Annotated in this window: 15 protein-coding genes and 2 pseudogenes; 11 read left to right on the plus strand and 6 right to left on the minus strand. The window is 62.6% G+C overall.

Features of this window, described 5'->3' with window-relative positions; translation table 11 throughout:
• Positions 1–311: 311 nt before the first annotated feature.
• Together EOC93_RS06355 and EOC93_RS06360 are read right to left on the minus strand one after the other, a co-directional pair.
• The gene (locus tag EOC93_RS06355; protein WP_127204194.1) at positions 312–998 is read right to left on the minus strand and encodes a pseudouridine synthase; all 687 of its coding nucleotides are present in this window, start codon (positions 996–998) and stop codon (positions 312–314) included.
• Between the two features lie 110 nt (positions 999–1,108).
• On the minus strand, positions 1,109–1,759 hold the full coding sequence (locus EOC93_RS06360; RefSeq protein WP_127204157.1) for a GntR family transcriptional regulator: 651 nt from the start codon (positions 1,757–1,759) through the stop codon (positions 1,109–1,111).
• Positions 1,760–1,893: 134 nt separating this feature from the next.
• Between EOC93_RS06360 and EOC93_RS34615 the strand changes: the two are divergent.
• Both EOC93_RS34615 and EOC93_RS34620 read left to right on the plus strand, forming a co-directional pair.
• Positions 1,894–2,334 (plus strand): annotated as a pseudogene (locus EOC93_RS34615) (FAD-dependent oxidoreductase); the annotation flags it as partial.
• 104 nt (positions 2,335–2,438) lie between these two features.
• Complete coding sequence (locus tag EOC93_RS34620; RefSeq protein WP_245329735.1) at positions 2,439–2,795, plus strand: FAD-dependent oxidoreductase; 357 nt, start codon at positions 2,439–2,441, stop codon at positions 2,793–2,795.
• 201 nt (positions 2,796–2,996) lie between these two features.
• On the opposite strand, the gene EOC93_RS06370 is transcribed toward EOC93_RS34620, so the two are convergent.
• Positions 2,997–3,218, minus strand: coding sequence for a hypothetical protein (locus EOC93_RS06370; protein WP_095482866.1), 222 nt, complete (start codon positions 3,216–3,218; stop codon positions 2,997–2,999).
• Positions 3,219–3,505: 287 nt separating this feature from the next.
• Between EOC93_RS06370 and EOC93_RS06375 the strand changes: the two genes are divergently transcribed.
• From EOC93_RS06375 to EOC93_RS06385, 3 genes and pseudogenes are all read left to right on the plus strand, one after another.
• On the plus strand, positions 3,506–3,784 hold the full coding sequence (locus EOC93_RS06375) for a metal-sensing transcriptional repressor (RefSeq protein WP_095482843.1): 279 nt from the start codon (positions 3,506–3,508) through the stop codon (positions 3,782–3,784).
• Positions 3,785–3,819: 35 nt separating this feature from the next.
• Positions 3,820–4,758, plus strand: a pseudogene (locus EOC93_RS06380) (cation diffusion facilitator family transporter); the annotation flags it as partial.
• 99 nt (positions 4,759–4,857) lie between these two features.
• Positions 4,858–5,568, plus strand: coding sequence for a sulfite exporter TauE/SafE family protein (locus tag EOC93_RS06385; RefSeq protein ID WP_095482841.1), 711 nt, complete (start codon positions 4,858–4,860; stop codon positions 5,566–5,568).
• A 222-nt stretch (positions 5,569–5,790) separates the two neighbouring features.
• Here the strand turns inward: EOC93_RS06385 and gcvA are convergent, their stop codons facing one another.
• Positions 5,791–6,696: a transcriptional regulator GcvA gene (gene gcvA, locus EOC93_RS06390; protein ID WP_127204158.1), complete on the minus strand. Its 906-nt coding sequence runs from the start codon at positions 6,694–6,696 to the stop codon at positions 5,791–5,793.
• Positions 6,697–6,824: 128 nt separating this feature from the next.
• Here gcvA and EOC93_RS06395 point away from each other — a divergent pair, with 128 nt between their 5' ends.
• Positions 6,825–7,529, plus strand: coding sequence for an SDR family oxidoreductase (locus EOC93_RS06395; protein ID WP_095482839.1), 705 nt, complete (start codon positions 6,825–6,827; stop codon positions 7,527–7,529).
• Positions 7,530–7,634: 105 nt separating this feature from the next.
• Here the strand turns inward: EOC93_RS06395 and EOC93_RS06400 are convergent, their stop codons facing one another.
• Positions 7,635–8,060, minus strand: a complete 426-nt coding sequence (locus EOC93_RS06400; RefSeq protein ID WP_095482838.1) for a helix-turn-helix domain-containing protein — start codon at positions 8,058–8,060, stop codon at positions 7,635–7,637.
• A gap of 65 nt (positions 8,061–8,125) precedes the next feature.
• Between EOC93_RS06400 and EOC93_RS06405 the strand changes: the two genes are divergently transcribed.
• Positions 8,126–8,863, plus strand: a complete 738-nt coding sequence (locus EOC93_RS06405; protein WP_095482837.1) for a cation transporter — start codon at positions 8,126–8,128, stop codon at positions 8,861–8,863.
• On the opposite strand, the gene EOC93_RS06410 is transcribed toward EOC93_RS06405, so the two are convergent.
• Positions 8,824–9,312: a VOC family protein gene (locus EOC93_RS06410; protein ID WP_245329734.1), complete on the minus strand. Its 489-nt coding sequence runs from the start codon at positions 9,310–9,312 to the stop codon at positions 8,824–8,826. The genes EOC93_RS06405 and EOC93_RS06410 overlap by 40 nt on opposite strands.
• A gap of 148 nt (positions 9,313–9,460) precedes the next feature.
• On the opposite strand from EOC93_RS06410, the gene EOC93_RS06415 reads away from it, so the two are divergent.
• The 4 genes from EOC93_RS06415 to EOC93_RS06430 all read left to right on the plus strand — a co-directional run bounded on the left by EOC93_RS06415 (position 9,461) and on the right by EOC93_RS06430 (position 12,031).
• Positions 9,461–9,772: a hypothetical protein gene (locus EOC93_RS06415; protein WP_245329733.1), complete on the plus strand. Its 312-nt coding sequence runs from the start codon at positions 9,461–9,463 to the stop codon at positions 9,770–9,772.
• A 1-nt stretch (position 9,773) separates the two neighbouring features.
• Positions 9,774–10,673: a sigma-70 family RNA polymerase sigma factor gene (locus EOC93_RS06420; protein ID WP_095482836.1), complete on the plus strand. Its 900-nt coding sequence runs from the start codon at positions 9,774–9,776 to the stop codon at positions 10,671–10,673.
• A 235-nt stretch (positions 10,674–10,908) separates the two neighbouring features.
• On the plus strand, positions 10,909–11,499 hold the full coding sequence (locus tag EOC93_RS06425) for an ankyrin repeat domain-containing protein (RefSeq protein ID WP_095482864.1): 591 nt from the start codon (positions 10,909–10,911) through the stop codon (positions 11,497–11,499).
• A gap of 13 nt (positions 11,500–11,512) precedes the next feature.
• A complete protein-coding gene (locus tag EOC93_RS06430; RefSeq protein ID WP_127204159.1) occupies positions 11,513–12,031 on the plus strand; it encodes a YHS domain-containing (seleno)protein in 519 nt (172 codons plus the stop codon).
• Positions 12,032–12,037: the final 6 nt, after the last annotated feature.

Raw genomic sequence — 12,037 nt, forward strand, 5'->3', positions numbered from 1 at the left:
GAGCGTTACGGCATGCGACGCCTGCGCTTCTTCAACCTCGCCACCAACCGCACGCAGTGCATACTGGCCGCCTGCGCTTACAATCTGCGCACCATGATTGGCGTCCTCTATCCACCCGATGAGAGGCGGACATGAGGGAGGAGTGCGTCCACAATCCGGCAGGATGGCTGCCTAAACCGACAAAGGCCCCGCAAGGGCCGCGGAAAACCGCTCTGCCGGCCTTCAAAAAGGCCCTCACTGACCACCGAAATCCACTTCGCTCCCCGTGCAAAGCCCTCGCAAGGGGAGAAGGAAGAGCGAGGCGTCTTCGCTCAGCCCTGAAACAGCGCCAGCTCTTCGGCGGTAAGGTGGCGGGCCTTGCCCTTGGCAAGCTCGCCGAGCTGCAAGGGGCCGATCGCCACCCGCACGAGGCGGAGCACCTCCACGTCATGCGCCCCGAGCAGCCGGCGGATATGGCGGTTGCGGCCCTCGTCAAGGGTGATTTCCAGCCAGGCGGTGCTGGTGCCGCTGCGCAGAACATCGATCGACCGCGCCGTCAAAAGCTCGCCATCGACCGTCGCGCCGGCACGCAACCGCGCCAGCATGGCCTCGTCGGGCAGGGCGCCGATCTGCACGTGATAGATCTTGGCGACGTGCGAGGCGGGGTCGAGCAGGCGCTGCGCGAAACGCGTGTCGTTGGTCATCAAAAGCAGGCCTTCGCTGGCCTTGTCGAGGCGGCCGACCGGCGACACGAAGGGCAGGTCGAGTTCTGCCAGGCAGTCATAGACGGTGCCGCGGTCCTGCGGGTCGTCCCGGGTGGTGACCAGGCCGCGCGGCTTGTTGATCATCAGATAGACCTTGCGCTCGGCGACGACGCGGCTGCCGTCGACCTCGATGCGGTCGCGGCCGGGATCGACGCGCATCGAGCCGTTGCGCACGATCTTGCCGGCGACCCGGACGCGGCCTTCGGCGACCAGGATCTCGGCCTGCTTGCGCGAGCACAGACCGAGTTTTGACAGCGCGCGGCAAAGGCTGACGCCGGGGGGATTTGCTCGGGGACGACTGGCGCCAGGCGAGGGGCGTGGCCGGCCGGTACTCGGTTGTGGCGGCTTACGTCGTTCCGGCAAGGTCAGGACTTTCCCGCTAGCCCATCTCCAGCCTTGGCAAGCGTTTCCATGCCTTCGCTGAGGTGCTTTCGCAAGACGCGGACGGCCGCCTCGGCATCGCGGTGGCGGCAGGTGGTCAACAGGTCGCGGTGCTCCGCCTGCGAGCGGCTGCGATAGTTGAGGTTGGACAGGAGAACGCGAACGTAGCGATCGGCCGCATCGTGGTGGGCTTCGATGAGGCCAAGAAGACGGGCGTTGCCGCAGGCGCTGTAAAGGGCGAGGTGAAAGGCACGGTTCAGCGTTCCCCAGCGGCCGACATTTGGCTCGGCGTCGATCTGGTTGAGCACATAGCCGGCCTCGTCGAGCTTCTCCTTGCCGAGGTTCGGCACCGAGAGCCGCAGCGCTTCGCTTTCGAGCAGTGCGCGGACCGCAAAGATCTCCCGGATCTCGGCAGCGTCCATCCTGGCGACATGCGCCCCCTTGGTCGGATGGATCGAAACGATGCCTTCGGCTTCGAGCTGGCGAAGCGCATCGCGAACCGGCATGCGGCTGAAGCCGAAGCGCTCGGCAAGATCGTCCTGACGCAGTGGCGTGCCGGCCGTCAGACTGCCGTCGGCGATCGATTCGCGCAGCACATTCGCCACCTGCTCGGCCACCGTAAGCGGTTTCTGCATCAAGCCCTCGCCAAGTCCGCTCACTCGATTCTCTTTGTCACTTGGACCCTGCCTAACAGAAAGCAGCTTGTATGGATATCTGGATACTCATATACGAGTATCCAGATATCCATATATCCGCCGGGGGAAACTCCATGTCGCTCGCATCGGGCCGCTCAGCCAAGCAACCGGGCTCCTACAACAGACCGGTCGACGCCGTCGTCATCGGCGGTGGCATCGCCGGTTGCACGCTGGCCTGGGAGCTGGCGTCCAGAGGCGTCAAAACGGTCGTTCTCGAACAGGCGGTGATTGCCACCGAATCGTCGGGACGCAATACCGGCACCTTGCTCAGCGGCCCGCAGACGCAAGTGGTCGAGATGCTCGACGCCTGCGCGGCGATCTATGAGGAGCTTTCGCAAGGAGCGGTGCCCTTCGAGTTCTCGGCGATAGGTCACCTGCTCATCTCGGAAGACGAGGCCAGCTTCGAGGCGGCCGGCACTGTCGCCGATCGCTACCGGGCCGCCGGTGTCGCCATGGAGAAGGTCACCGGCGCGGAGCTCGCGCGGGACCATCCGCGCATCGGCTTCAAGGTGGCGGGCGGCTATCACGTCGGCCGCGCCTGGACGCTGGAGCCGATGGGGGCGACGCATGCCTTCAGCGGGACGACCAGCCGGCCGTCGAGGCCATCTGCCTCAATCCGATGCGTGGCGGCGATGCGCGGCTCGGCGCATCGGTCCAGCCGGCTTTTCGCGACTTGGTTCGCAACACCGATATGGCGAGCCGGATCGCCAGCCGCACGCTGCGCATGCTGCCCGGTCTTGGCTCGCCGCGGGTGAGCAACGTCTATCCCGGCAACCGGCCGATGCTCTCCGACGGTCTGCCGGTTGCCGGCAAGACTGCCATCGAAGGCCTGTTCGTGCATGGCGGCATGGGTTCGATCGGCATGCATGCCGCGCCGGCGACGGCGCGCTGGCTGGTGGACGCGGTGCTTTCCGGCGATGGCAACCCGACGCAGCAATGGCTGCGCCCAGACCGCTTTCCCGGCTGGGGGCGATGAGTGCCTGCCGTGCCTTCGTTGCGAAAGAGCGCCTCCGGACATCATGGCAAGGTTGGCGGGACAGCGCCCCCTCTGTCCTGCCCTCTTTGCCAAAACTTGGCATCTCCCCAATCGAGGGGGAGATGCTTCGCCGACGGCGCTTCTTTTTCGAGGTTGGCGATTGACGTGGTGCCTGGCTGATCGCCAGGGGTGCCACGATCGTCAATTCGCCCTGGGGTCGTCCAGCATCTCGACAACGAAAGACGCGGCAATCAGGTCGTCGGCATCGAGGCGTAGGGAGCCTTCACTTCCTCCCATGACGGCGGCGACCTTCTGAAAGGTTTTCATCTCGTGCTCGGTAATCCGGGCGCTCTGCATCCTGGCTTTGAGATCAGCGACGCGCAGCCCCAATGTGTGGGACGTTCCAATTTCTCGGTTCGACATGACAACATGCTCCTCCCCAACCCATGCTCTTGCCTCCCCACCGATATTCGCCCGTCGCCAAGTTTGCCTAAATATGAGGCACGGCGAATACAGCGCCCCGAACGCGTGGTGCGAGGGAAGGTTCCAGCGCGACATGGTCACGAAATAATACGGGCCGGCCGGTCCGACAGGCTAACCGCAAGAGGGTGGCAGGTCGCTGGACGGGCCGGTGGTTTTCTTCGATCAGTGGGAAGCCTCACCGGCAAAAAGATTGACCGTATCCCCCTGGGGAGGATAGGAACGCAGGCATGTCCGAAGGCATCCACCGTTCGCATCCCGATATCGTGAAGCGTCTGAAGCGCGCGCAAGGCCACCTTGCGGCGGTGCTGGCCATGTTCGAGGCGCATCGTCCTTGCGTTGATCTGGCGCAGCAGCTTCATGCCGTGGAAAGCGCCATCAGCAGCGCAAAGCGCGAACTGATCCACGATCATATCGAGCATTGCCTGAGCGATACTGCGGAAACGGGCACCGCGGAAGCGGGCGGCAACTCGCTGGCGGAACTCAAGCAACTGGCGAAATACCTGTGAGCAGTCAAATACCTGTGAACAGCCTCGGCGCGCGCATTCTCGACTGGTTTGGGTTCGGGGCGCGCGATCACGCGGCGCATGGTCATGGCGGCCACGGCTCGCACGGTCACACCCACGGGGTCATCGATGCGACCATCACGACGACGGACCGGGGCATCTGGGCGATAAAATGGTCGTTCGTCATCCTGGCAATCACGGCGGCGATGCAGATGGTCGTGGTGGTGCTGTCGGGCAGCGTAGCGCTGCTGGCCGACACGATCCACAACATCGGCGACGCCACCACCGCCATTCCGCTGTGGATCGCGTTCATACTGGCCCGGCGCAAGCCGTCGCCGACCTTCCCCTACGGCCTTGGCCGGGTCGAGGACCTGGCCGGGATCATCATCGTCGGGATCATCCTGTTCAGCGCCATCGTCGCTGGTTATCAGGCCATCGATCGTTTGATAAATCCACGCGTGGTGACGCATCTTGGGTGGCTGACGGCGGCAGGCATTGTCGGCTTTCTCGGCAATGAGGCCGTTGCGGTGTTCCGCATCCGCGTCGGCCGGGAAATCAACAGCGCCGCGCTGATCGCCGACGGCTATCATGCCCGCACCGACGGCCTGACCAGCCTTGCCGTGGTGTTCGGGGCGCTCGGCGTCTGGCTCGGTTTTCCGCTGGCCGACCCGATCGTCGGCCTGCTGATCACACTTGCGATCTTCGGTATCGTCTGGCAGTCGGCCCGCTCGGTGCTGACCCGCATGCTCGACGGCATAGAGCCTGATGTCATCAGCGAAATCCACCATGCTGCCGCGCACGTGCCGGGAGTGCGCATCGTCGACGCCAGGGCGCGATGGATCGGTCATAAGCTGCACGCCGACATTGCCATCGCCGTCGACGAAAGCCTGCCGGTCTCCGAAGCGAGAAAGATCACGACGGCGCTGGAAGACGAGCTGTTCGAGCACATGCCGGCGCTTGCGGCGGCCAACATAAGATTGGCGAGAGCGGATGCGGATCATCCCCATGAGCATGGTCACAGCGAACACAGGCACTAACGGTCGCTCCGACCGGCTCGTTTCTGTTACCCTCGGCTGATGTTCCAAATCCTTATCGAGTTCCAACGAACGATCTATCTGGCGGTCGGCGCGCAGATCAAACTGCTCTCGGTGGGAGGCGACTGGCTGGCGTTCATGTCTTTCCTACCGATGGGCATCGTCTTCGGCGCCGCCCATGCGCTGACGCCGGGTCATAGCAAGGCCGTGCTGGCGACATATCTTGCCGGTTCGGATGTAAAGGTTCCGCGCGGCCTTCTCGTATCGATCACGCTGTCGTTCACGCATGTGATGATTGCCGTTCTGATTGCGGTCCTCTCGCTGCCACTGGTTTCCATCGCCTTGGGCAGTGTCGGCCGCGCTCCGCTTTTGGAGGATATCAGTCGTGGGCTGCTCGGCCTGATCGGTGTCTGGATGCTCTGGCGCGCTTTGAGCCACGGCCGTCACCATAAGCATGAGGGCGAGGCAGTCGGCGTTATGGCAGGTCTGATCCCGTGCCCGCTGACGCTTTTCGTGATGACCTTCGCGATGTCCAGGGGCATTCCCGGTGCCGGCATTCTCTTCGCGATCACCATGATGGTCGGTGTGGCGCTGACGCTGTCCTGCGTCGCGGTGTTGTCGATCCTGTTTCGGAAACGTCTGGTGGATTTCTTCGCCGGCAAGCCACTCGAAACCATTTCCCGAATCCTCGAAGGCGTTGCCGGGCTAGCGCTTGCGGGCGTTGCCGTCTGGCAGATCATGTCCGGTTCCTGATCGTGCTCAGGTGTCAAGGCGCTTGATCCGCACAATAGGATCAAGATAGGTCTCTATCTCCTTGTTTGATGGAACTTTTCCGGATCATGTGATGTCTCCGCGCCACGATGTCGGGCGCGCAGCCGGTTCGACGCAGGATTGTCGGCGCCATGACGTTTAGACCTGAGGTTCGGCATGGGCGAGCCGTGTCAGGCGCGTCTCTCGAACATCGGGGCTTGGTGTTCACGACGACAGCCGTGTCTCATCGCCCTCGTTCAGCAGCCATTGCCGAACGGCTTGCGTCGGCTCGGGGTGTCGCTGCTTGCGTGGAACCACGACGTAGAAATCCTGCGTGCCGCGCATCTCCACCCCGAGAGGCTGGACCAGCCGGCCGGCGGCGAGATCGGCCGCGACGAGAAAGCGGCTGGCAAGCGCGATGCCCTGGCCCGCGACGGCAGCTTCTATCGCGAGGGCGGTCTGATTGAAGCGTATGCGTCTTAGCTGCGTCGTCATCTTCAGGCCGACGGCCTTTTCCATGAATTCCGGCCACAGATTGTGCGCATCGTGGAGCAGCACATGATCCTTGATTTCTGCCGGCGCGATTTCGCTCGCGCCAGCAGGCAGCAAGGAGGGGCAGCACACGGCGATGATCTGTTGCGGAAACAAGAGATCGACGAGAAGGCCGGCGCCGAAGGGCGGGCGACCTTGCCTGACCGCGATGTCGACGCCGTCGGCCTGGAAGCTCGACAGGCTTTCGCTGGCCAGAATTCGCAGGTCGACAAGCGGGTTGTGCGCCACGAACTCCGGCAGTTTCGGGATCAGCCACTTGGTGGCAAAGCTCGGGGTCACACTGATCGTCAGCCGGGCCGGCTCGGGGCGCAGCAGCAGGGTTGCATCCGAAATCAGGTCGAAGGCACGGCGAATGTTCGGCACATAGGCGCGACCCTCACTCGTGAGCGCGAGGCCGCGCGGCAGTCGCTCGAACAGCTTTACCCCCAGATCGGCCTCCAGCCCGCGGATATGCTGCGCCACAGCACCCTGCGTCACGTTCAGCTCTTCGGCTGCGATGCGGAAGTTGAGATGGCGCGCGGACGCTTCGAAGGCGCGAAGCGCATTGAGCGCCGGCAAGCTATGGAAGGCTTCGGGCATCCAGGAGTTTTTCTACAGGTTGATTTCAGACTTTCTGGTTCGAACCAGCCGGGAGAACTGGTTATATCACTACTTCAGCCTCGAAGACATCGCTTTCAGATTCCTGTCACCCGAGAAGGAAGATTACGATGAGTGTAGAAAAAGTAGCTGTTGTCGTTGCCGGTGGCAGCGGCATGGGCGCTGCGGCTGCAAAGCGTCTGGCGGGGGATGGCTTCAAGGTCGCCATCCTGTCCTCATCCGGCAAGGGCGAGGCGTTGGCCACGGAGCTTGGCGGGCTTGGCGTGACCGGCTCCAACCAGTCGAACGACGATCTGCAGCGTCTCGTGGATCTCACGCTCGATCGCTGGGGTCACATAGATGTCCTGGTCAATAGTGGAGGTCATGGGCCACGAGCGCCGATCCTCGAAATCACCGACGACCAATGGCATACCGGCCTCGACATCTACCTGATGAACGTCGTCCGGCCGACGCGCATCGTCGCGCCGCACATGGTCAAGCAGAAAGCCGGCGCCATCATCAACATCTCGACGGCATGGGTTGTCGAACCGAGCCCGATGTTCCCGACCTCGGCCGTGTTCCGGGCGGGGCTTGCCGCTTACACCAAGATCTTCGCCAACACATACGCCGCCGACAACGTTCGCATGAACAACGTCCTTCCCGGCTGGATCGACAGCCTTCCCGCCACCGAGGAGCGCCGCGACAGCGTGCCGATGCAGCGTTATGGCACCAGCGATGAAATCGCCGCGACGATTGCCTTCCTCGCCTCCGAAGGGGCCGGATACATTACCGGTCAGAACATTCGCGTCGATGGTGGCATCATCCGTGCGATCTGACGCCGCCTCGACGCCGTGGCTGGGGCATTACGGCAGGGGGCAAAATGACGCTACAAGCGGCCCGTATCCACCGGCCGGAATCGACCCTTTGCAGACTGCACTCAATCAGGTCTCAACTAAGCGGCCATGCCCGTGACTACTGTCGGCCAAAGTATCAATGACGCGGCATTCAGCCACCCGGCCAGAGGCGCATTCCTTGACCATCCGCTGCAATTCCGTTCGTAGAGCGTTGAGGCTGGCAATGCGTTCCTCGACTTCAGCAAGGCGTGCTTTTGCGATCCTGTCGGCAACACTGCAAGATTGATCTGGGTTGTCCTGCAGCGACAGAAGCGCACGGATTGCCTCGATATCGAAGCCAAGTTCACGCGCATGCTTGATGAACGCAAGTCGCGCCGTGGCGTTTTTGCCATAGCGCCTTTGCTGCCCTTCGGTGCGAGGCGGCGGCGGCAACAGGCCGATCTGTTCATAGTAGCGGATGGTCGGCACCTTCACTTCGGTGCGCCGCGCGAGTTCGCCAATCGAAAAATCCATGAAAAAGCCTCTTGAACCTCTAGTCACTATAGGGACTACGGTGCCTGCACAAAAGGAGGCGCCGCATGGCTGACCATTGCTGCAATCACGAAACGAACGCTTGCTGCGTCCCGACGCCGTTGGTCTTTCCAGTGAGCACGACGGCCGCTCGCAACGAGGTCGAAAAGGCTTGCTGCTCTGGGCGCGTGCCAATCTTTGACGGTATGGACCCGCGCTACAAGCGCATGCTCTGGACAGTCATCGGCATCAATGGGGCGATGTTCCTGACGGAGATGGTGGCCGGTCAGCTTGCGGGCTCGCAGGCGTTGAAGGCGGATGCACTAGATTTTTTCGCCGATACCATCACCTACGGGTTGAGCCTCGCCGTGATCGGGGCAAGCCTGCGCACACGAGCGACGGCCGCCCTGTTCAAGGGCCTCTCGCTTTCCGTTATGGCTGTCTGGGTCTTTGGCTCCACCGTCTATCAGACCCTTGTCCTTGGACTTCCGAGCGCTGAGGTAATGGGTGCGATCGGCTTTCTTGCGCTAGCGGCAAACCTTGGTTCCGTGCTCCTGCTCCGACGCTACAAGGACGGCGACGCGAATGTGCGATCGGTCTGGCTTTGCTCCCGCAATGATGCGATCGGAAACGTTGTGGTTATGGCAGCGGCATTGGGTGTGTGGGGCACATCGACGGCATGGCCCGATCTGGCGGTGGCGGCACTGATGGCAGGCATCTTCCTCACGTCTTCAGTGCAAATCCTGCGACAGGCGTGGCGCGAGTATCACGAAGGACAGCGCCCTGGTCGGGTTGCTGCAGAATGACAGGCCATCGTCCACTCACCACCCTCTCCAGCCGTCCAAATGGCCGCGTCAGAATTCAGAGGCTCGCTCTCCGGCCGGTCGCTTATTGGCTGGCGACCACCATGCGGGTTGCCCTCGCTGTCGCGAAATTCCGCCACCGTGCGGCCTGGCTGCCAGGGCGCCTCCTGCGGTTCGGTGATGATCTCGACGCCGCCAGCCTTCAAAGCGGCGATCGTGGCCTCGACATTCTCGTCGACCAGCACCAGCACGGGCTCCGCGCCTGCCGTGTCGTCGGCGCGCCTCACGAAATGCAGGTTGGTGACAGCGCCGGGAAATGTCAGCTCGATCCAGCGCCAGCCGCTATCGCCCATCTTCTCGTCGGCTGCGACCTGGCAGGCGAGATGCCTGATGTAGAACGCCTTGGCGCGGTCCTGGTCGAACACCGGCAGTTCAGCAAACTGGATGTGCATGGTCGTCTCTCCTGCTCCTTGATGGTGCTGCGTAGCGGTTCACAGGTGGAAGACGATCCGGGCGGCCGAAAAGATTCATGCCGAGCCGAGAATCTTTTCGGGAACGCGAAACGTCTTCTGCTCAGGTCAACCAATCAGGAGACGAACAATGGGCTACAAACTCATTCGCTACGGCGTGAAAGACACCGGGCTTGAAGAGAACCGAGCGCTGGTGGCAAAAGTGTTCGAGGCGCTGAATGAGACGGCGCCGCAGAGCGTGCGCTATCTTGTGCTCGAACTCGACGACGGCGAATTCATCCACGTCGTCGGCGAGGGAAATGACACATCCGCGCTGACCGGGCTTGCGGCCTTCGAGGCGTTCACGCAAAACCATGCGGAGCGGCGTTCTACGCCGGTCAAGCGATCGCCTGCCAGAATCATCGGCAACTACCATGTCCTCGAGGGCGGCAAAGCCGGATAGAATGGACGCCACGATTCCACGGAAACTCGACCGGCCGGCGCTGGAGGCGATGCTCTCCGAGCTTCGCCCGAGGCTGCACCGCTACTGCGCCCGCATGGCCGGCTCGGTCATCGACGGCGAGGACATCGTGCAGGACACGCTGGTGAAGGCACTGCAGGCGGTCGACGGCAGCATGACGGTCGAACGGCCCGAGCAATGGCTGTTTCGCATCGCCCACAATGCCGCGCAGGACCATCTGCGCCGGCGCCACCGGGAAAGGTCGCGCATCACCGAGGCCGACATGACCACGATCGAGGATCCCTCCGGCAGCGCCGACAGTAGGATCGCCGCGGCGGCCGGCCTGCGCAGCTTCATGCAGCTTTCGGTGGCGCGGCGCGGCGCCGTGATCCTGGTCGACGTGCTTGGCCTTTCGCTGCACGAGACCTGCGAGGTGACCGGCGCAACGCTCGCCGCGACCAAGGCGACGCTGCATCGCGGGCGGGCGCAGCTGCGCTTGCTTGCAGCCGAGCCGGAGCAGGTCGCCGCGCCCCGGCTCGACGCCGACGACGAGCGGCGGCTGCGCCGTTATGTCGATCTGTTCAACGCACGTGACTTCGACGCGGTCAGGGCGCTGATCGCCGAAGATATCCAGCTCGAAGTCGTCAACCGACTCCGCCTGCGCGGCAAGGCCGAAGTGTCGACCTATTTCGGCAATTACGACCGCGTGACCGACTGGGCGCTGTCGCTGGGCTTCGTCGACGGCAGGCCGGCGATCCTGATCCGCAACCCTGGGGAGCCGGACGGCGCCGTGCGCGGCTTCATGCTGGTCGAATGGCGGGACGAGCAGGTCGTCCAGATCCGCGACTTCCGCTACGCGTCCTGGTGCCTGGTCGATGCGGAGATCAGCGCGGTGGAGGGGTGAGGGGAGGGCTGGAATAGCGAAGGCGACATGGCCAAGGTTGCGCCACCGGCTGCCCTATTTATCGAGGTGGCATTTGACACAGCCTGCGGTCGCGGGTGGAACCTTCCGCCGTGACCCGGAGGCGACTTCCCCGGTGGAGCTTAAAGCGGACATCCGGCCGCGCTGTCCGCCGGCATCTGCCCCGATGAGCCCAATGCAGCTTGTATGACTCGAAGCTAATATGCTATTTTACACGATGCGCGGACTGCTGGCACTTACTATGCTGGTATTGGCGGCTACAAGAGTAGTCGCAGGTGAGCCGTTGTTCGACTCCATCGCTGCCGGCGACAAGAGTGCCGTGGAGCAAGCCTTGGCAGGCGGTGCCGACGTCGACAGCCGCGCACGCGACCAGGCAACGCTCCTCATCGCTGCTGCTCTCGACGATCAGCTTCCCATTGCGGAATTCCTGCTGAGCAAGGGCGCCGACGTCATGGCGCGCAATTCAGGTGGGTTTACCCCCCTCCACGCGGCTGCCTTTTCTGGAAGCCTCCCAATCGCCAAGCTGTTGCTCGAACAGGGGGCGGTTCTCGAAGACTCGGCTAACAAGTCTGGGGTCACACCGTTGATAGTAGCGGGTGAGGAAAACCACGTTGAACTGGCAGAGTTCCTCATCGGCAAAGGCGCGGATGTGAACCATCCTGAAGCTCACGGCTACTGGCCGACCACCCGCGCGTTCTGGAAGGGCAATACCGACATCATAAAACTATTCAAACGGCATGGCGCGACGTGCCAGGCGAAAGTCCTTGGCGAAGCGAACGCTGCGAAGTGCGAAGCTATCCACGATTGAACGGAGAACGCAGATGAACATATCGATCAGACTGGTTCCCAATTCGGCGTCGGCAGTCGTATGTGCGCTCACCTTGATGGCCGGTGCAGGCTCTGCCTTCGCCGACTCGGTGAATACCGGCTACTTCGGCGGAGTGGCGATCATGGGCTACGACACGGTCGCTTATTTCACCGATGGCAAGGCCGTGAAGGGTTCCGAAGATTTCTCCTATGAGTGGCTTGGCACGCCGTGGCATTTCGCCAGCAAGGAACACAAGGAAATGTTCATGAGCGAACCTGCCAAATACGCTCCTCAATACGGTGGTTACTGCGCGGGCGAGGTCGCACTCCATGAATCCGTCACCGTCAATGTCGATCCGGAAGCGTTCAAGATCATCGATGGCAAGCTCTACCTGATCTACGACGAAGGAAACGCGGCCGCCTTTGCGGACAATGCCGATGATCTTGTTCCGAAGGGCGATGCAAAATGGCCGGTCGTCGAAGCAAAGTTGGCAGTCGATGAGCCGGATTGGAACTTGATCAATAACCCCTGAGTCTTG

Origin of the sequence: Mesorhizobium sp. M6A.T.Ce.TU.002.03.1.1 (genome assembly GCF_003997275.1) — a bacterium.
GTDB lineage: Bacteria > Pseudomonadota > Alphaproteobacteria > Rhizobiales > Rhizobiaceae > Mesorhizobium > Mesorhizobium mediterraneum.